This is a genomic window from Rhizomonospora bruguierae, assembly GCF_018397995.1.
Classification (GTDB): domain Bacteria; phylum Actinomycetota; class Actinomycetes; order Mycobacteriales; family Micromonosporaceae; genus Rhizomonospora; species Rhizomonospora bruguierae.
Genome location: NZ_BBQH01000013.1, coordinates 172020 through 191083 on the forward strand (window position 1 = coordinate 172020; position 19064 = coordinate 191083).

The 19064-nt window shown below is 70.5% G+C and carries 14 protein-coding genes; 13 read left to right on the top strand and 1 reads right to left on the bottom strand.

The genetic code is table 11. The features are described from left to right. Window positions 1-121: 121 nt before the first annotated feature. Window positions 122-1780, bottom strand: a complete 1659-nt coding sequence (argS, locus tag KJS59_RS05520) for an arginine--tRNA ligase (protein ID WP_213451191.1) — start codon at window positions 1778-1780, stop codon at window positions 122-124. A gap of 277 nt (window positions 1781-2057) precedes the next feature. On the opposite strand from argS, the gene KJS59_RS05525 reads away from it, so the two are divergent. The 13 genes from KJS59_RS05525 to KJS59_RS05585 are packed head-to-tail and all read left to right on the top strand — an operon-like array spanning window position 2058 to window position 19058. After that, window positions 2058-4295, top strand: a complete 2238-nt coding sequence (locus tag KJS59_RS05525; protein WP_213451192.1) for a radical SAM/SPASM domain-containing protein — start codon at window positions 2058-2060, stop codon at window positions 4293-4295. Continuing rightward, window positions 4285-5553: a glycosyltransferase gene (locus KJS59_RS05530; RefSeq protein WP_213451193.1), complete on the top strand. Its 1269-nt coding sequence runs from the start codon at window positions 4285-4287 to the stop codon at window positions 5551-5553. The genes KJS59_RS05525 and KJS59_RS05530 overlap by 11 nt, the downstream gene beginning before the upstream one ends. After that, entirely contained in the window at window positions 5537-6586 is a 1050-nt protein-coding gene (locus KJS59_RS05535) for a radical SAM/SPASM domain-containing protein (protein ID WP_213451194.1), read from the top strand. The genes KJS59_RS05530 and KJS59_RS05535 overlap by 17 nt, the downstream gene beginning before the upstream one ends. Then, on the top strand, window positions 6576-8228 hold the full coding sequence (locus KJS59_RS05540; RefSeq protein ID WP_213451195.1) for a pyridoxal phosphate-dependent decarboxylase family protein: 1653 nt from the start codon (window positions 6576-6578) through the stop codon (window positions 8226-8228). Before KJS59_RS05535 ends, KJS59_RS05540 begins: the two co-directional genes overlap by 11 nt. 6 nt (window positions 8229-8234) lie before the next feature. Then, window positions 8235-9035, top strand: a complete 801-nt coding sequence (locus KJS59_RS05545; RefSeq protein WP_213451196.1) for a hypothetical protein — start codon at window positions 8235-8237, stop codon at window positions 9033-9035. Beyond that, window positions 9019-9786, top strand: a complete 768-nt coding sequence (locus KJS59_RS05550) for a sulfotransferase family protein (RefSeq protein ID WP_213451197.1) — start codon at window positions 9019-9021, stop codon at window positions 9784-9786. The genes KJS59_RS05545 and KJS59_RS05550 overlap by 17 nt, the downstream gene beginning before the upstream one ends. Further along, window positions 9783-10673 (top strand): NAD-dependent epimerase/dehydratase family protein, encoded by an 891-nt coding sequence (locus KJS59_RS05555; RefSeq protein WP_213451198.1) that lies wholly within the window; start codon window positions 9783-9785, stop codon window positions 10671-10673. The genes KJS59_RS05550 and KJS59_RS05555 overlap by 4 nt, the downstream gene beginning before the upstream one ends. After that, window positions 10670-12403 carry a hypothetical protein gene (locus KJS59_RS05560; RefSeq protein ID WP_213451199.1) on the top strand — a complete coding sequence of 578 codons (1734 nt, stop codon included), beginning with the start codon at window positions 10670-10672 and terminating at the stop codon, window positions 12401-12403. The genes KJS59_RS05555 and KJS59_RS05560 overlap by 4 nt, the downstream gene beginning before the upstream one ends. A 36-nt stretch (window positions 12404-12439) precedes the next feature. Beyond that, window positions 12440-13954 (top strand): amidohydrolase family protein, encoded by a 1515-nt coding sequence (locus tag KJS59_RS05565; protein WP_213451200.1) that lies wholly within the window; start codon window positions 12440-12442, stop codon window positions 13952-13954. Continuing rightward, entirely contained in the window at window positions 13951-15123 is a 1173-nt protein-coding gene (locus tag KJS59_RS05570; protein ID WP_213451201.1) for an N-acetyl sugar amidotransferase, read from the top strand. The genes KJS59_RS05565 and KJS59_RS05570 overlap by 4 nt, the downstream gene beginning before the upstream one ends. Continuing rightward, window positions 15120-17183, top strand: a complete 2064-nt coding sequence (locus KJS59_RS05575; RefSeq protein WP_213451202.1) for an ATP-binding protein — start codon at window positions 15120-15122, stop codon at window positions 17181-17183. Before KJS59_RS05570 ends, KJS59_RS05575 begins: the two co-directional genes overlap by 4 nt. Further along, window positions 17180-18220 carry a guanitoxin biosynthesis L-enduracididine beta-hydroxylase GntD gene (gene gntD / locus KJS59_RS05580; protein WP_213451203.1) on the top strand — a complete coding sequence of 347 codons (1041 nt, stop codon included), beginning with the start codon at window positions 17180-17182 and terminating at the stop codon, window positions 18218-18220. The genes KJS59_RS05575 and gntD overlap by 4 nt, the downstream gene beginning before the upstream one ends. A 49-nt stretch (window positions 18221-18269) precedes the next feature. After that, entirely contained in the window at window positions 18270-19058 is a 789-nt protein-coding gene (locus KJS59_RS05585; protein ID WP_213451204.1) for an acetoacetate decarboxylase family protein, read from the top strand. Window positions 19059-19064 lie beyond the last annotated feature (6 nt).

Genomic DNA, 19064 nt, shown 5'->3' on the forward strand with positions numbered 1-19064 from the left:
TCCGGCCGGCATCGGCACTGTCAGCAGCAACGCCGCGGCCTGGGAGACGAGAAGGTCGGGTCCGCGCGCTGGTGCGTGCTGCGACGAGTGTTGACCAGCCCGACGGTGGCTAGGGCGTTGTCTACATGCGCTCCGGAGCGGAGACGCCGAGCAGCCAGAGCCCGTTGACGAACACGATGCGGGCTGCCTCGGCGAGCCACAGCCGGGCGCGGGTCAGGTCCGAGGCATGCTCGTCGGCGCGCGGCAGTACCCGGCAACTGTCGTAGAACTTGTGGTACGTGGAAGCCAGGTCCTCCAGGTACCGCGCGACCCGGTGCGGCTCCCGTAGCTCGGCGGCCATTTGTACCACCCCGGGGAACTCGCCGAGGGACCTCAGCAGGTCACGCTCCTTCTCGTGCGACAACAGGCCGGGGTCATAGTCATCTCCCCGGGTAATGCCGAGTTCCTCTGCATTGCGCAGGAGGCTCGCGATCCGGGCATGGGCGTACTGGACGTAGAAGATGGGGTTCTCGCTGGACTGCCGGGTCCACAGGTCGAGGTCCAGGTCGATGGTGGAGTCGATCGAGTAGCGGGCCAACGCATACCTGGCGGCGTCGACGCTGAGCATGTCGATGATTTCGCGGAGCGTGACCAGCGTGCCGGCACGCTTTGATAGCTTGAGCGGTTTGCCATCCTTGATGAGGTTCACCATCTGGCCGATGATGATCTCGATGTTCTTGTCAGGATCGTCGCCGAAGCAGGCCGCCATGGCGCGGAGCCGGCCGACGTACCCGTGGTGGTCGGCGCCGAGGATGATGACCACCTTGTCGAAACCGCGACGCCGCTTGTCGAGGTAGTAGGCGCAGTCTCCCGCGAAGTACCCCCACGAGCCGTTCGACTTGACGATCACCCGGTCCTTGTCGTCACCGAAGGCGGTGGTCCGCACCCAGGTCGCACCGTCTGCCTTGTAGACGTGTCCCTCTTCAGTGAGCCGGGCCAGTGCGGTATCCAATTCGCCCCGGGCGTGCAGCGTCTGTTCGTTGAAGTAGACATCGAACTCAACGCCGAACTCCGCCAGGGTCGACTTCACGTCATCGAACATCAGCCGGACACCCTCGGTCCGGAAGACCTCTCGGGCTTGGTCCTCGGGCAGTTCCAGAGCGGCGGGCTGCTTACCGACGATGGCACCAGCGATGTCGTTGATGTAGTCGCCGACGTACCCGTCCTCGGGAACGGGCTCACTCCTCGCCGAGGCGAGCAACGACCTGGCGAAGCGATCAATCTGAGCGCCGGCGTCGTTGAAGTAGTATTCGGTGGTTACATCAGCGCCGGTGGCCCGGAACAGCCGCGTGAGCGCGTCGCCGACTGCCGCCCACCGGACGCCGCCGATGTGGATGGGGCCGGTCGGATTCGCGGAGACATATTCCAGGTTGACCTTCCCGCCGGCGAGCGACGTGCTGCGGCCATAGTTGGATCCGTCCGCAACCACGACGCGCGCGATCTCGCCGATGGCACTGACGTCCAAGCGGATGTTCAGGAATCCGGGACCGGCGATATCCACGGCTGCTATGCCGGGAAACTCGACCAGCTTCGCTGAAACCGCCTGCGCAAGCGTCCGTGGAGCGACACCAGCGCTCCGTGCCAACTGCATCGCGATCGTGGAGGCGTAATCGCCGTGCTCGGGGTTCCTCGGTCGCTCCACGCCCACAGCCGCAGGAAGCATGGCCAGGTCTAGGCCAAGATCTGTCAACGCCGCCCGGGTGGCGGCAAGAACGGCATCGGCGAGCTGAGTCGGAGTCACGGGCAACAACCCTATCCCAGGCCGCCCGGATCGGTCGGCCGACAGGTACACCGTACCCCGGGCGTGGCATGGCGGCCGCTCGATCATGCGACTCGATCCGATCAGAGAGCAGTTGAAACGACACTATCGGCTCGTTTGGCCAGGACAGACGCCATGCGTTGATCAGCCGCGTGTCGATGCAGCACAGGACCGCCGCTCCGTTCGTCGCGTCACCATTCCGCACGCCGTGGCGAGGGTAACCGTCCGTTGCATCCATGCGGACAACTCGATTGTCCGCATGGACCTCGTTGCCCGCGCCGGGCCGCTCCAGCAGATTGAGAACGTCCTATTCATGAGTCTTCGGCCGTCGAGCCATGCAGACTCGATCTTGAAACGGGGGCATCGCGTGAATCGGTTGACGGACGTCGGGCCTCGTGAGCTGAGCGGCCGACCCGGCCTGGTGGAGACCCCGGTGGGCGGTGCCTGCGAATCCTCGCGAACAGGGGCTGCGTTGGTTGAGCAGCTTGTTCCGACACACGCGGACGCCGGGCATGTCCGGTTCGGGGATGGGGTGGTCTTCCACGTACGCTCAGGGGAAGTTGATCGAGGCAAGAATGAATGCACATGCGGCCAGCCGGAGCCGATCTTTCAGATCACGCGCTACCGGGAGGCGGTGCCGCAGCTCCAACTGTCACTGACCGACGCGTGCAACATGGGCTGCACGTACTGCTCGTTCAGAGACCGCGTACATGCCGACGGGAAGCCAGTGACGATGCCGCTGGAGACCGCCCGGCGCGCCATCGACTTCTACGGGCGTCAGGTCGTGGGTGCGGGCGCCGGCTATGGCCGGATCGACTTCGGGCTCGCGGGCGAGACGATGTTGGTCCGCCATCTTCACGATCAGGTGCAGCGCCTCATCGAGGACGGTCTGGACACGTCGGATGTCGCCATCGTCTGGAGCGGTCCCAACGTCACCAATGCGACGCTGTCGATGTCCGACGAGCTGGCGGCCACCCTGGGGGCGCCGCAGGACATCAGCCTCGACGGCCCGCGGGATGTGCATGACCGGGTCCGGTTCTACACCAACGACCGGGGCGGAACCTACGACGACGTGCGCTCGGTTCTCGACCGAGTGCTGCAGCGCCACCCGGACATGGGCGTCTCCGCCGTGCTCACTGCGTACTGCACGGACTTCGCTCGCATCTTCTCCCACCTGTTCGACGAGATCGGCGCCCGCAACATCTACATGAAGCCGGTCAACGCGCGCCACGACGTCGACTACGCGCTCAACGCCGAAACGCTCCCGGCCTTCCAGGAGGGCTACCGCACGCTCGTCGAGCACATCCTCTCTCACCCTCCGCAGGGCATTCTCGATCGGCTGCTGGCGCTGAGCCCCGAGGACTACTTCATGCGGTTCGTGTACCGGGTGAAGGACCGCACGGTACAGACCTACCGGTGCGGCGCCGGCAAGAGCGGCGCTTATGTGGACACGAACGGCAACATCTATGCCTGCGCGCACTTCATCGGCAAGTCGGGCTGGCACATCGGCCATGTCGACACCGGCTTCGACGAGGAGAAACGCCGTCATTTCACGGAGATGACCGTCGACACGCGCCCTGCCTGCCAGGGCTGCTACGCACGCTATGTGTGCGGCGGCGGCTGCCACTACCAGGCGGTGCTGGCCAACAACGACATCTCGCGCCCCGACGAGGTCAAGTGTGAGCTGATCCGCTTCCTCACCCGCCTCGCCGTCCGGCTCGTCACCACCCTCCAGCAGGTGCACCCGCAGGTGCTCGCCGCCCTGCCGACGCCGTACGGGCTTGACCCGGGGCTGGCGACCGCACCGGCCGAGACCGCTTACCGGCCGACCGGAAGACTGCGCGTCAGCGATACCCCGGTCACCCCGGCCCCGGTCGCGCTGGACCACGCCGGGCGTGTGCGTGGCGCGCTGCCGCCCGAGGCGCCCCTCGGCCTGACCAGCAGGATGCGCGACGGCCGGCTCACGCTCGACGTCAACGGCGCGGCGCTCGACACGGTCGAGGCCATCCGTGTCTGGCTCCAGCCGTACGGCGAGGGCCGCCTGACGCTCGGTGACCTGTCCGTCCGCGGCCCGTCCAACAGCGGCTGGCTGCTGCGGCTGACCAGGCACGGCGCCGAGTGGCTCGACACGCCCGGCGAACGGTTCCGCCGGGTGCCGCACCCCGAGGAGTCGTGGACCCTGGCGTCGGACGTCCTGCTCGATTTCGGTACTGCATCCGCCCGGGCCATCATCGACGTGCGCGCCCTCGTCGACGGCGGGACGCCACCGGGGATCGGGGCGCCGTCGCTCGGCGTCAACGTGCTTGTCGATCTCCGCTCGGGCGGCACCCTGCTGCTGGCCCGATACGAGCCGTTCGTCGACCTTCCCGTCGACGCCGATGGCTTCCTCGAACTGGCCGGCCCGGAGGCCGACGCGCTGGCCGGCGGCGGCGCTGGTTGGCCCGACGGCCTGTTGCCGCTCGGCCGGTGGACCGGCCTCCAGCCAAATGTCTGTTAGTCGGACGGCCACCAGCGGCGCCCCTCGGCGGTGGCACGCGCTCCTCGTCGGCAACCGGTTCGAGGTCGATCCGGGCGCGGGCGGCACCGAGATGCTCACCGCCGACCTGGCTGCGGCGTTGAGTGAGCGGCGCGTATCGGTGACCTGGCTGGCGACCGGTGACGACGGGAACGCGCCGCCGGGACTCGGAGCCGTCACCCGGGTGCGGGTGCCCGTGCCCCCGGCCGTGGCGCCGTCGGCGTCGTGGCGCGCGCGGGAGGGCGTTGTTACCCGCACCGTGGAGGACGCCCTGCGCGACGCGCCGCCGTTCGACGTGGTGCACGTGACCCACTTCAGCCGGCTCGGGCTCGGCTTCCTCGACGCCCGGCCCCTGCGCGACGCGAAGACGGTGGCGACGCTGACGGACTACACCGCCGTGTGCGGCGACTACCAGCTGGTCCATCGGCGTACCGGCCAGCCCTGCGCGCCGCCCGTCGCTCCGGGCGACTGCGCCGAGTGCCTCGCCTGGGGTACGGCGCCGGGGCGGACCGACGCGGTGGAGTACGACGATTGGCGCTCCCGCAACGTGCGGCTGCTCAGCGGCCGGTTCCGCGCGTTGTGGGTCCAGACGCCGCACCAGCGCCGCCGGCTGGTGGACGCCGGGCTGGACGATGGCCGCATTGTGTCGGATCGGGCACAGTACGCCATCCCCGCCTCCTGGCGCCGCCGGCCGGCCGGCACTGGCATCCCCACCCTGCTGTTCCTCGGCCGCGCGTCGCCCGAGAAGGGGCTGCACGTGCTCCTCGACGCCTTCGCGGCGTGGCCCGGTTCGGCCAGGCTCCGGGTGGTGACGACCGCCGACGACGGCGGGTACGAGCGAACGGCCCGTGCGGCGGTGGCCGGCAACGGCCGAGTCGAGTGGCTCAGCCCGGTCGGCCGCGACGAGCTCGGCGACCTGCTCAACGCGGCGACGGCGCTGGTGGTCCCGTCGCAATGGGACGAGAACCACCCGATGGTCATGCACTACGCGATGGCGCTCGGCGTCCCGGTCCTCTGTTCGGCGGTCCCGTCGCTGACGCACCTGACTGGCGTCGCCGATGTGCGCCCCGTCGAGGAGTACCACGACCCTGCGTCGTGGGGGATGGCGTTCGACGAGCTGATGGGCGACCCCGGCGCGGCGATCGACCGCACGGCGGAGTTCCGCAAGGCATACAGCGACCTCGTGGAGTCGATCGCCGACACATACGGGGAGGGAGAGCGTGGTGAGAACGACGGATGAACGAAGCGACCGGGGCCTGGTACCCGAGGACTTTCGCCGGTTCCTGGTGGCGGATGACTTTGCCCGGTACGGGCTGACGCCGGACCGGCATGCGCGCAGCCCGCAGTACATCCAGCTGGAGCTGACCGACCGCTGCAACCTCGCCTGCGCCGGCTGCGTCCGGGCGGTGCACGCAAGCACCGGCAGTGAATTCGGCTACGACGCGTTCGTTGCGCTGCTCGCTGACCTGCCCGACCTCCTGCACGTCTCCTTCGTCGGCGCGGGCGAGGCGTTAATCGTGCGCGACCTCCCCCGCCACGTCGCGGCCTGCACCGAGCGGAACGTCTTCACGTCCTGCAACACCAACGGCCTGCTGGTGCGCCGGCGGTTGAGGCCGGCACTCGACGCGGGGCTCGGCCTCATCGCCCTCAGCGTCGACGGCGCCGATGAGGAAACGCTCAGCGACATGCGCTCCGGGCTGCGGCTCTCGCAGCTGACGACGGCCTTGCGCGAGGCCGTCTTGCTCGTGGCGGAGACCGGCGCCCGCATCTCGGCCGCGGTCACGCTCTCCGCTCGTAACGTCGCCAGCTTCCCCGACATCGTCTCGTACATCGCCGACCAGGGCGTTCGCGAGATCACCGTGGAGAGCTTGCACCATTGGGGCAACGACAAAAGCCTCAACGGCGAGTCCCTGTTCGCGCTCGACCCGGCGGGTGTCGTGCCGATGATCGAGGCCGGTCTCGCCGAGGCTGTGCGGCGCGACCTCAAGCTGACGATCTTCGACTACAGCCGGCTGTGGACCAGGCCGGAGCGCCTGCTATGCCCGTGGCCGTGGGACTCCATGTACATCACCTGCAACGGCGAGGTCACGCCGTGCTGCGTCCACATCGAGGCCGATGGGAACAACGTCGTCGGCAACGTGCGCGAGGCGCTGATCGCTGAGATCTGGGACGGCCGGCCGCTGTTGGAACTGCGGTCGCTGCTGCGCAGGGGCGGCGGCTGGGACTCCTGCCTCGATTGCGTCTACCGGAAGGAGTTCGGACGTGTCATCTGATGACACTGGTGCGGGCGCGCTGCTCGGCGATCGGCATCCGGACGAGATCGCCGCGTTGGTCGGCAAGGCGGCGAAGATCGGCATCGACTTCTTCACGGGGCAGGCGCGCAACGATCTCGTGCTGCGCTACGCCCCGCAACGCGAGCTGCTCGAACGCTTCGCCGAGCCGCTTCCGCAGACCCCGATCAGCGACGACGCTCTGCTGGACAGCCTGGCCGAGGTCGCCAGGTGGTCAGTCGCCCAGCACGATCAGCGGTATCTCGCCTTCCCCGATGTCGGGAGCAGCGTGGCCGGCGTCGCGGCAGGCGTCGTGGCGACGTTTCTCAATCAGAACCTCATAGCCTACGACCGCAGCGCGCCAGCCGGCAGCGCCGTCGAGGCCCAGCTACTGCTCTGGCTGCGCGAGCTGGTCGGATTCTCCTCGTTCCCCCTCGACGAGTACGTCGGCCTGCGCCACCTCGGCGGGATGTGGACGTCCGGCGGCAATATGAGCAACCACATCGCCATGACCGTCGCACTGGCGGCCACGTGGCCCGACGTGCGCCGAGACGGCCTGCGCTGCCTGCCGGAGCGGCCGGTTGTGGTGCTGGCCCGGGGCGTTGAGCACTTCTCCTACCTCAGCGCGGCCCAGGTCCTCGGACTGGGCTCGTCGGGGCTGGTGTGGTCGACCGCAAACAGTGACCACACCAGCGACGTCGGCGCCATCGCCGCCGCGCTCGAGAACCCGCCGGAGGGCACGCGGCCGTTCATGGTTGTCGGCGTCGCGGGCAACTGCCGCACGACCGGCATCGACCGGCTGGCCGAGATCGCGGACCTCTGTGCCAAGCACGGGGTGTGGTTCCACGTCGACGCCTGCCACGGCGGCAGCCTGCTCTTCTCGGACCACCTCCGCGGCGAACTGGCCGGCATCGAGCGCGCCGACTCGGTCTCACTCGACCCGCACAAGGGCCTTTTCATCACCTACCCGTCGAGCTACATGCTCGTGCAGGACCCCGAGCACCTAGCCCGCTTCTCCCGCTACCCCGACAAGCTGGATGACCCTGCCTGCCTTGACCTCGGCCTCATCACGCCGTTCTACGGCTCGCGCGGCTTCGAGTCGCTGCGGTTGTGGGCGATGATCAAGCACCTCGGCCGCACCGGCATCGCCCGCTTGGTCGAGCAGCGCGAGGAGACGTTCCGCGAGATGCACGACCTGATCGAGTCGACCGGCTACTTCCAGATGATCGGGGCGGCTGGCTTCTACCGGTGCGCGTTCGTCTACTGCCCGCCCGAGGCGCGCCGGCTCGTCGAGGCACTGCGGGAGCATCCCGAGCTGGTGCCGCGGGTGCGTGCCGTCGTCTCCCACTACACCCAGCGCTTCGCGCAGACGCTGTACGTCTCGGGCCGGGTGGTCTTCGATCTCTTCGCCGTGCAGGACCTCGGCGACGCTCTCGGGCTGGGCACCGAGGCGAAGATCGAGGTGCTGGGCATGTGCGTCGGCCACCCCACGATGGAGGCCGGCGTCAAGGAGGACATCGTCAAGCACATCAGCGCGGTCGGCGACGACCTGGTGGATCCGCTGGTCGGTGAGCTGCGGGCGCTCGGTGTCGACGAGGCGCAGGAGGCATGGACGGCCGCGGTCCACGGACCGGCGGGGTGGTGACCCGGCATGCCAAAGCCGTCCGCCGTCCCCGATTTCACCATCGGCTTCCTGGTGCATGCCACCGTGCCGCTGCTGGAGAGGACCATCCCGACCACGATCAAAACGCTGACCGCCGGCTCGAAACGCACCTTCGATCTGGTGCTCGCCATCGACGGCGCGGAGCGCGCGCCCGTGGACGAACTGCTCGGGCTCGCCGGGCGCTGGGGCTTCGACGAGGTGCGGCTGCGGTGGCGCTCGCGGCACGTCTCGGGCGGCGACCCGTCCAACAACGGGCACGCCAACTGGCTGCCCGGCAAGGGACGGTACTTCATCGGCATCGACGGCGACGTCGTCGCGTTCCGCACCGGCGACGGCGACGTGCTCGACCTGCTGGCGGCGTGCTTCGATGCGTGCCCGGGCCTCGCCCTCGCCACCCGGATCGACGACCACGACTGCTGGCAGTGGCCGCTCGTCGAAGTCGCGCCACCGATGGCGCCCGGCATCCGGTCGGTCAACCGCGTGGCGTCGCACTTCCTGGTGTACGACCTGCCGCGAGCGACCGACGTCATGTGGTCCGCCGGCGGCCCGCCCGCCGACCGGTTCCACGACAGCCCGGAGAGCTGGTTCAACTACGAGGACTGGCTGTCGCAGACCTTCGCCGCGCCGACCGGACCGGGCATCGGGTACCTCGACCACCTACCCATCGCGGTCTTCCACTGCGACGAGAAGGTGGCCCCTGGGGCGAGCATGTACAGCCGGGACCTGGACGTACGTCTTCGAGTCTTCGAGCAGCGGCGCGCGGAGTGTGCACATGTCCGTGGCGCCTGACCCCGTGCGGCTCGTGCCGCGGCCGGTCTTCCTGCTGTCCTCGATCCGGTCCGGCTCGACGCTGCTGCGCTGCCTGCTCGACTCGCACCCGGCCGTGCACGCACCGCACGAGCTGCATCTTCGATACCTCCACGCGACCATCACCAGCGAGTACACCGAGCTGGCGATGGCGACGCTCGGCTACTCCGACAACGACCTGCGGTACCTGCTGTGGGACGGCATCCTGGCCGACCGGCTCCGCCGCAGCGGGAAAGCGGTGCTGGTCGACAAGTCACCGAGCAACACGTTCATCCATGAAGACCTGCGTCGGTGCTGGCCGCGGGCGCGCTTCATCGTGCTGCGCCGGCACCCGGCGGACATCGTCGCGTCGATCGTCAACGCCGACGACGGCCGGGACGAGGCCGAAGCGACCGAACTCGTCCTGCGCTACGCCAGGGAACTCGACGCCGTCGTCGATCGGGACCCCGGCACGCCGGTAGTGCAGTACGAGGACCTCGCCGGCAAGCCCGCACGGGTCTGCGCCGAGCTGTGCCGCTTCCTGGAGGTCCCGTTCGACGAGAGCATGCTCGACTACGGCCGCCACGACCACGGCCCCCTGGTCTACGGCATCGGCGACTGGGGCGAGAAGATCCGCTCCGGGAAGGTGCATGCGCCCTGGCCGCCGGCCGCACGCACCGTCACGGGCGAGCTGGCGGAGCTGTGCCGGCGCTGGCGGTACCCGACCGGCGACCGGTCCGGGGCAGCGTTATGACGGGGCGGCAGGCGGTCTCGGTCGTGGGTGGGACCGGGTTCATCGGCGGCCACCTGGTGGCCGCCCTGCGCCGCAAGGACCTGCGAGTAAGCGTCTTCGACTGGGGCAGCCCGGCCGTACTGGACGGGTGGGTGGCGCCCGAGATCGGCGACGTCGCCACCGTCTTCTACGTCGCGGGCGGCGTCACCCCGCTGACGGCGGAATCGGAGCCGGAGCGGCTGCGCGACGAGCTGGCGATGTTCGTGCGCCTGCTCGGTGCTGCCGGACGTGGTGCGGTACCGGCGCGGGTCGTGCTGGCCAGCTCCGGCGGCACCATCTACGCGCCGACTGCCGTACCGCCGTACCGCGAGACCGACCCGGTGTGCCCGAACAACGCCTACGGCGCCTTCAAACTGCGCATGGAGCAGGCGCTGTTCGCGCAGCCCGGCATCGAGCCGGTCGCGGTACGGCTGTCGAACGTCTACGGGCCCGGGCAGCGGCTGCGGGGCGGGCTGGGCGTCGTCGCCCATTGGCTCGACGCACTCAAGCGGGGCGAGGCGCCGGTGCTGCACGGCGATCCGGCCGCGACCCGCGATTTCCTCTACGTCGACGACGCGGTGGACCTGTTCGTCCGCGTGCACTCCGCAGGGCGCCCGCAACCGCTGCTCAATGCCGGCTCGGGCGTGCCGACCAGCCTGGCCGAGCTGGCCGGCGTGGTGGCGGAGGTGACCGGCGAGCGGCAGCGCTGGGAGCTGCGCCGCCAGGGCCGGGCGCCCGACCGCCTGCACTGCCACCTATGCATCGACCGGGCCCGAGAGACGCTCGGCTGGACGCCCGCAACGACACTGCGCGAGGGGGTGCGTCAAACGTGGCTGAGCCTCGAGTCCCGGCTGTCGCTGGTCCGGTGAGCCTCCGCGAGGCCGTGGAGCAGGCGTTCACCGTCGGCGGCGTCGACCCGCCGCACCTGCTCGACCCCGGCGGGCGCATCCGGCGGCTCAGCTTCGGCGGCACGGCGCTGGTGGCGAAGCGCTGCCCGGCCGAGGCCGTCCGACGGGAGCTCGCCAGCGCCACCCGCGCCAGGCAACTACTGCGGGCCGCTCCGATCGACGCACCGCTGGAGGTGCGCGTGGTGGTACCGGACCTCATCGAGCTGGCCGGAGGGGCGTGCGCGCTCGTCGCCGCCGACCTCGGCGAGACGCTCGCGGCGCACCGGGCGGACGTGGCGCGGTGGATGCCACGGCAGGTCGTCGAGGCGATGCTGTGGGGCCTGCTGGACGCCGGCATCGAGTGGTCCGGTTTCGTGCCGCGCAACCTGTTCGTGCGCGACGCTGGCCTGTACGCCATCGACTGGGAGGACGCGCGGTTCTGCGACGGCCCGGCCAGGCCCGACGAGGTGACAGTCGCAAAGTGGGACGTGGGCTGGTCGGACGTATACCGCGCCGACCCTAGCCTCCGCGCATGGTTCTCTCCGCGCCAGGGCGTCGACTCGCCCTTGGACGACTTCGAAATGAACTTGCGTGAGCTCAGCGCGCCGGGCGTCACCGGCGCGGAGATCCGCACCCGCGGCGCCGAGCTCACGCTGCGCAGCGAGTTGTACGCGCCGGTCCCGACCGGCGACCTGACGCCCGCCGAGCTCGGCCACCTCGCCGACGAACTGCTGCCCGCGCCGTGGAGCGTGTTCCACACCGCGCTCACAGCATGGGCCCGGCCGCGGCTGGGCGACACCGGGTACGCAGCGCTGATCAGCACGGTGTGCCGCGCCGTGGGGCCGTTGACCGCCGACCACGACGCGACCGCGACGCTGCCGACTCGCTGGATCAGGGCACTGCTGCTCGCGGTGGACGAGGTGACACCGGACCAGTCTTGCGCCGACCCGCTCAGCGTCCTCGCCGAGCAGGTGACCGCCCTGGCGGGCCACACCGGCCTGGAGGCGGCGGAGCGGCGGGCCGGCGTCGCCGAGGCAATCCTGGTCCGGGTGTGCGACCTGGTGGTCGCCGCCCTCGACCTCGGCGGGCTCCAGCTGCTGCTGCGCGGGTCGCTGGCGCAGGGCGTCATCACCGGCCGCAGCGACATCGACTTCGAGCTGAGCGCGCCCGCGCACCCGCGCGGCCACGCCGGCGCGGAGGCGCTCGTCGTTGACGTGCTGGCTTCGTTCGGCATCACCGCCGAGGCGACTGCCGGGCGGCCGGTCGAGGCCGACCTTGGCGGCCCCGACGCCGGGACGACACGCGACCTGCACGAGTGGATGGAGCTGCGTCGGCCCGGCTCGGCGGCGCATGACCCCGGATGGCTGGGCGCTGTCATACGAGCCGACCTCGCGCGGCTGGCGACCCGGCAGAGCGAGTACGAGCGAGCGGGGCGCGAGCACTCGGCGAAGTACCTGTGGTTCGAGGCGCGCGCCGCCCTCGCCCGCGTCGTGATGCGCGCCGCGCCCGGCGTACCGCCAGTCACCGTGCTCGATCAGCTCGCGGCGCTGCCGGAGCTGCTCGGCCACGACGACGCGCAGGAGCTGCGCGCCATCGTGCTGGGTGCTCTCGACCAGCGCGAGCTGGACCATGCCGACCCCGCCCGCTGCGCCGACCTGCGCGGGCGCCTCGACGCAATCCGCGAGCGGCATGGGCTGCCCGGCCCGGCCTGAAACCGCCGCACGATCCCTCGACCAGAAGGAGCATGCATGCCAACCAACAGCGTCATCGGCTCGGCGAGAGTTCGCTCCGGCCTTTCCCATCCGGTTATCGACTGCGACGGCCACTGGACCGAGCCGATCCCGCTGTGGGCGGAGTACGTCCGCAAGCTCGCAGGCTCCAGCGCCGCCGACACGTTCCTGGCGATGCAGGGGACGCGGGGGAACGCGTGGTATGCGATGTCGTCCGAGGAGCGACAGCGGCGTCGCTACTGGCGTCCGGCGTGGTGGGGCTTCCCGGCAAACACGCTGGACCGGGCGACCGCCATGCTGCCGGCCCTCATGTACGAGCGGCTTGACGACTTCGGCATCGACTTCGCCCTCATCCTCGCCACGCGCGGCAACACGCCCGACTACATCCGCGACCCTGAGCTGCGCAAGGTCGTGGTGCGCGCGGCCAACCTCATGCACGCCGAGATCTTCGCGCCGTTCTCGGACCGGATGATGCCGGCCGCGACCGTCGCCACCAACACCCCGGACGAGGCCATCGAGGAGGCCGAGTACGCGGTCAAGGAGCTCGGGTTGAAGGTCGTGGTGATCAACGGCAGCCTGGTCCGCACGGTCCCGGCGTACGACACCCCGGACGTCGACCCGACGAGCGTGCCGTTCTACGTCGACAGCCTGGCCCTGGACAGCCTGTACGACTACGACCCGTTCTGGGCGAAGCTGGTCGAGCTCAAGGTGTCTCCGATGACCCACAGCGGCAGCCGGGGCTGGGTCGACCGCTCGTCGGTCACCAACGACGTGTTCAACCACATGGGCCACTTCGCGCAGGCCGCCAACTCCTTCGCCCGCGCGCTGTACCTCGGCGGCGTGACGCGCCGCTTCCCGACGCTGAAGTTCGCCTTCCTGGAGGGCGGCGTCGCGTGGGGCCGCAGCCTCTGCGCCGACCTGGTCGGGCACTGGGAGAAGCGCAACACCGAGGCACTGCTGAAGAACCTGCGGCCGAGCAACCTCGACCTCGACATGCTCCGCGAGCTCATCGCGAAGTACGGCGGGACGTGGGCCGCCGGCCGGACCGAGGAGCTGCTCGACAACATCGACATCCTGTTCCCCGGCCTCAACGCCCAGCAGCTGACGGACCGCGAGACGGACCTGGACGACTTCGCGGCCGCCTGCGTCGGCTCGGCGCAGGAGGTCGCCGACGAGTTCGCCCGCAACTTCTACTTCGGCTGCGAGTCCGACGACCCGCTGGTGTCGCTGGCCTTCGACGCGAAGCTCGGCCCGCGCCTCAAGCCGCTGTTCAGCTCGGACGTGTCGCACTTCGATGTCACCGACATGACTGAGGTGCTCGAGGAGGCACACGAGCTGGTGGAGCACGGCCTGCTCGACGACGGTGAGTTCCGCGAGTTCGTCTTCTCCAACACCGTGGAGCTGCACGCCGGGCCCAACCCGGACTTCTTCCGGGGCACCGTCGTGCAGCGGGCCGTCGAGGAGGAACTGGCGCGGACCGCCGCGGCAAGCACCCCGGCCGCAACCGGCGAGGAGGAGGGCCACAAGCCGTGACGGAGCCCCGGCTATGCGAGCGCTGCGGCCTGCCGGACAGCAGGCGCAGCGTGACGTTCGACGACGCCGGCATCTGCTCGGTCTGCCGGCATCACGAGATCAAGCACAACGGCATCGACTGGGCGGAGCGGGAGCGCGCGCTCGCCGGCATCGCGGACGAGATCCGCGGGCGCGGCCCGTACGACGTCGTCGTGTCGTTCGGCGGCGGCAAGGACGGTTCATACGTCCTCTACTACCTCACGCGCGTCCTCGGGCTGCGCTGTCTCGCCGCCACCATCGACAACCGCTTCATCCGCCAGACGGCGTGGGACAACTGCCAGCGGGTGATCGACGGACTCGGGGTGGACCAGGTCGTGCTCCGCCCGCCGATGCCGATTGTGCAGCGGCTCATGCGCGCCGGGCTCGGGCTGGCCGGCACGGTCTGCTGGCACTGCACCGCCGGCATCGCGGCGTTCCCGCTGCGCACCGCGATACAGATGGGCGTGCCGCTGGTGGTGTACGCGCACAGCGTCAGCGAGTACTACAGCTACCCCGGCCGGACGTACGCCGACCCGCCGGAAGCCGACGTCATGGACGACGACTGGTACAACCTCACGACCGGCGTGAGCTTTGAGCGCATGACGGCGGCGCTGCCCGATGTTGAACCGCGGGCACTGGCCCCGTTCGCGTTCCCGAGGCGCGAGGAGATCACCGCGGCCGGCGTGCGGACCCTCTTCATGAGCAACTACGTGCTGTGGGACGAGCGGCGGCAGGTCGAGGTCATCAGCCGGGAACTGGGTTGGCAGGGTGCGAGCCAGGAGGGCGTCCCGGCGGGCCACGAGTACGAGAAGTTCGACTGTTTCCTCGTCGGCACGCACGACTACCTGCGGTTCGTGAAGGAGGGGTACGGCCGCGGCGCCCGCATCGGCTCGCTGGAGACTCGGCTGGGCCGCATGACCAAGGACGAGGCGGTGGCGCTGGCCCGCTCCAGCGACGGCCGGCGGCCGGCGAGCCTCGACACCGTGCTCGACATGCTGGCGGTGGACGAGGAGGAGTTCCTCGACCACGCGACGGAGCACACCCAGCCAGGTCGGGACTTCGACCTGGAGGCGGTGCGGCGGGGCGCGCGGCTGCCGGATGCCGAGCACATGCCGGGGTGGCGCACCGGCGAGCGTGAGGTGTCGACATGACGCAGCGCGACGCCGTGACCGGTGAGGGCTCGCCGTTCAGCGCCATGGTCGGACAGCTCAGCCTGCGTACCGCCCTGCTGCTGACTACCGTGGACCCGACGATTGGCGGGGTGCTGATCCGTGGCGAGCCCGGCACCGGCAAGTCGACCGCCGTCCGCTCGCTACGGTCGCTGCTGCCGCCCATCGACGTGGTCGAGGGCTGCGAGTTCAACTGCGACCCTGCGGAACCCGCGCACCTGTGCGCGGCGTGCCAGGCGCGGCGGAACGACGGCGAGCACCTGTCGGTCGTGCAGCGGCCGGTGCCGATGATCACGCTGCCGCTGGGCGCGACGGAGGACCGGCTGCTCGGCACGCTCGACCTCGAGACCGCGCTGCACGACGGGCGCCGGCGGCTGTCGCCGGGCATCCTGGCCGAGGTCAACCGCGGCTTCCTCTACGTTGACGAGGTCAACCTGGCTGCCGACCACCTCATGGACGCCATGCTGGACGCGGCGAGCTCGGGCGTACACCACATCGAGCGCGACGGCATGTCGGTGACGCACGCGGCGCGGTTCTCGCTGATCGGCACGATGAACCCGGGCGAGGGTGGCCTGCGGCCGCAGATCCTCGACCGGTTCGGGCTGAGTGTCGATGTCGAGGCGGTCCGCGATCCGCGGCTGCGGGCCCAGGTGCTGGCTCGTCACCTGGAGTTGGAGCGCTCGTCCGAGCGGCGGCGCCGCTACCAGGCCCTCGACCGGGACCTCGCCGAGCGCGTTGTCAAGGCGAGGGCAGTGCTGCCCGGTGTGACGTTCCCGGATCCGCTGCTCACCGAGATCGGCTCGCTGACCGCGGCGCTCGGCGTCGCCAGTCACCGCGCGGACCTCGTCATCCTCCGCACGGCGAGCGCCTGCGCCGCGCTTGGGCTGCGCGAGGAGGTGACGGCGCGCGACACGGCGCTGGCGGCCGTGTTCACGCTGCGGCACCGCACCGCCGCCGCCGGCGAGCTGCTCGCCGAGGTCGCCGCGCGCCTGCTGCCCGGTGAGGACGTTGCATCGGTGGAGGACCTCCTGCGTGCTAACGGGGAGCCGTGGCCGACCCTCGACTGTGGAGAGGGCCCGCCGGCCGGCGGGGTCGGCGGGCCCGACGGTGGCGGGCGCCTCGACCTGCCGGACGGGGGTGGTAACGGCGGTGCCGGCGGGTCCGGTGGCTCGCGGTACGTGCCCGCCGATGACGCCGCGCCGCGCGTCGGAGTGGTCGAGGCACGGGCCGATGGCGGCGGCCTGACCGGACCCATGACCTTTCCCGGCCATCACGCCGCCGTCACTGACACGCCCCTGGCCCGGCTCGGCGTCGCGGCCTCGACACTGGTGATCGAGGCGGAAGGGCGCACCGGCGGCTCGCCCGGCCGGACCTCCCGGGCACCGCACGGGCTGGTAGCAATGGTGCCGACGATCGTCGCGGCCACGCTGCGCCTGCTGGCCTCCGGCGCCGGCCGGTCCGAGCTGCTGCCGCTACGGCTGCGGTCGACGGACCTGGTGCGCACCGTGCGGACCGGACGACCGAACGTCGGACTCGTCATCGTCTTGGACGCGTCCTGGTCGATGGCGATGGACGGCACGTTCGCCCGAGCCCGCGCACTGCTGTGCGGGGTCCTCGACGCCACCCGGCGCGGCGACCGTACCGCGCTGATCGTCGTCGGTGGCCGCCGCGCGCACGTCGCGGCGCCGTTCAGCCGGCAGACCGGGACGGCCGCAGACCTGATCATGTCGCTGCGTCCACGGGGCTGCACACCGCTGCTTGACGGCGTCCAGCGTGCGCTGTCGCTATGCGCGGACCGATGGGCGTACAGCGGCTGCGCCACACCCCTGGTTCTGGTCGTCACCGACGGCCGCGACAACCTCCGCGACGGCACGGCCGGCGACCGCACGCGGATCGCCGCGCTGGCCGCGACGGCACAGCGCCTGGGGGTGCCAGGGGCGATCCTGGCCCTGCGCGGCGGCAGCGAAACGCGGTTCGTGCGCCTCGTCGCCGAGCGGCTGGGCTGGCAGATCCACGAACTCGAGGCTGGTGAAAGCGCATGACACCCCCGCACATGAACGTCGTCGAACTCGACGAGGGCGAGCGGTCGGCGGCCACATCGCTGGTCGCCGAGCTGGCCGGCCGCCACGGTGGCGTCGAGGACCCAGCGTTCCAGGATTCGGCCGAGACCTACGCGCAGGAGCTGCCCCGCACGCTGCGGGCCCGGCTCAACCGCTTCCGGACACACGAGTCCGCCTGCATCTGCCTGGTGCGCAACTACCCGGTCGACGACGCGACCCTCGGGCCGACGCCGCGGCACTGGCGGGAGCGGCCGTCGACACCGGCCACCGTCGCCAGCGACATCTTCTTCTTCCTCTGCGCCAGTCTGCTCGGCCCGCCGATCGCGTGGTCGACCAAGCAGGGCGGCCACATCATGCACACCATCGCGCCGATCCCCGGCCACGAGACCGAGCAGCTGGCCTCCGGCAGCGAGGCGTCACTGACCTGGCACACCGAGGACGCCTTTCACCCGCTGCGCGCGGACTACCTCGGCCTGATGTGCCTGCGCAATCCGGACCGCATCGAGACCACGTTCGCCTGCGTGCACGACGTCGACCCGGAGGTGCGCGGCAACCCGGTGCTGTTCGAGCCGCGCTTCCGCATCGTGCCCGACGGCTCGCACCTGACCGGCACGCCGGAGGCCCCGAACGTGGAGATCCCGGCCGAACTGCGGGAGCGGGCCCGGCAGCAGATCGCACGCATGCTCCACGAGCCGGAGCCGATCCCGCTGCTGTTCGGAGAACAGGCGTCGCCGTACATGCGGCTCGACCAGCACTACACGTCCACGGCCGATTGCGACCGGGATGCCGCGGACGCGCTGGAGGCGTTGATGGCCTCGGTCGACGCGGGCCTGAAGGGGTTCCCGCTGGCTCCCGGCGACCTGTGCTTCATCGACAACTACAAGGTGGTCCACGGCCGATCGGCGTTCCGGGCCAGGTACGACGGCACGGACCGGTGGCTGCGGCGCCTCAACATCACCCGGGATCTACGCAAGTCGCGTGAACTGCGGCTGGCACCGGGTTCGCGGCTCGTCGTGTGAGCCCGCTGTTGTTCTTCGACAATGTCCCTCCGCTGAATTGGACAGCCACGTGACGCTTTCCGGGTACACCCTTCCGCTCTCGCCGTCGGGGCGATCATCGCTGGTACCGCCGCCGCCGTGGCACTTCTCCGGCGAGGTCGTGATGGTCGAGTACCTCGCCGACCCCGACGTCGTCGCCGCGTTCCTGCCGCCGGGGCTCGAATCAGGCGACCGTCCCGGCCTTGCCGCCGCAATCTTCGGGGACTGGCAGTCCTGCACGGACGACGCCGCGGAACTGCTGGACCCCGTCCGCTCGCAGTACCGCGAGTGCTACATCGCTCTCGCCGCGACCTGGCAGGGCGAGCCGGTGGCGCGCTGCCCGTTCTGCTGGGTCGACAAGGACTTCTCGCTCGTGCGAGGGCTGATCCAGGGGTACCCAAAGAAGATGGGCAGCATCGGGATCACGCGCGCGTTCGGCATCGGCCGCGCCACGCCGCGGGACGGCGCCGGAGCCCGGTTCGCCGGAACGCTCGCGGCCAGCGACCGGCGTCTCGTGGAGGCGCGGATCACCCTGACCGAGCCGGCGCCCGCGCCGGCGCTCATGCTCGCGCCGCTGGTGCACAGCAGGATCTTCCCGTCGTGGGACCCGGCCACCCCAGGGGTGGACGAGCTGGTGACCGGCGGCAGCACAGACCAGCGGATCGACAGCGTCTGGGCCGGCGACGCGGAGCTGACAATCTACGACTCGCCGCACGACGAGGTGAGCCTACTCAAACCCGTCGAGGTGCTCGGCGGCTATCGGTTCTCGTTCGCCGAGACGATCACCGGAGGCCGGCTGCTGTCGGCCACAGGCAGATAGGCGGGT

Excerpts from the sequence above, each read along its gene's own strand:
- KJS59_RS05525 (WP_213451192.1), top strand. The coding sequence starts at position 2,058 with ATGGACCTCGTTGCCCGCGCCGGGCCGCTCCAGCAGATTGAGAACGTC.
- KJS59_RS05530 (WP_213451193.1), top strand. The coding sequence starts at position 4,285 with ATGTCTGTTAGTCGGACGGCCACCAGCGGCGCCCCTCGGCGGTGGCAC.
- KJS59_RS05545 (WP_213451196.1), top strand. The coding sequence starts at position 8,235 with ATGCCAAAGCCGTCCGCCGTCCCCGATTTCACCATCGGCTTCCTGGTG.
- KJS59_RS05550 (WP_213451197.1), top strand. The coding sequence starts at position 9,019 with ATGTCCGTGGCGCCTGACCCCGTGCGGCTCGTGCCGCGGCCGGTCTTC.
- KJS59_RS05555 (WP_213451198.1), top strand. The coding sequence starts at position 9,783 with ATGACGGGGCGGCAGGCGGTCTCGGTCGTGGGTGGGACCGGGTTCATC.
- KJS59_RS05565 (WP_213451200.1), top strand. The coding sequence starts at position 12,440 with ATGCCAACCAACAGCGTCATCGGCTCGGCGAGAGTTCGCTCCGGCCTT.
- KJS59_RS05575 (WP_213451202.1), top strand. The coding sequence starts at position 15,120 with ATGACGCAGCGCGACGCCGTGACCGGTGAGGGCTCGCCGTTCAGCGCC.
- gntD (WP_213451203.1), top strand. The coding sequence starts at position 17,180 with ATGACACCCCCGCACATGAACGTCGTCGAACTCGACGAGGGCGAGCGG.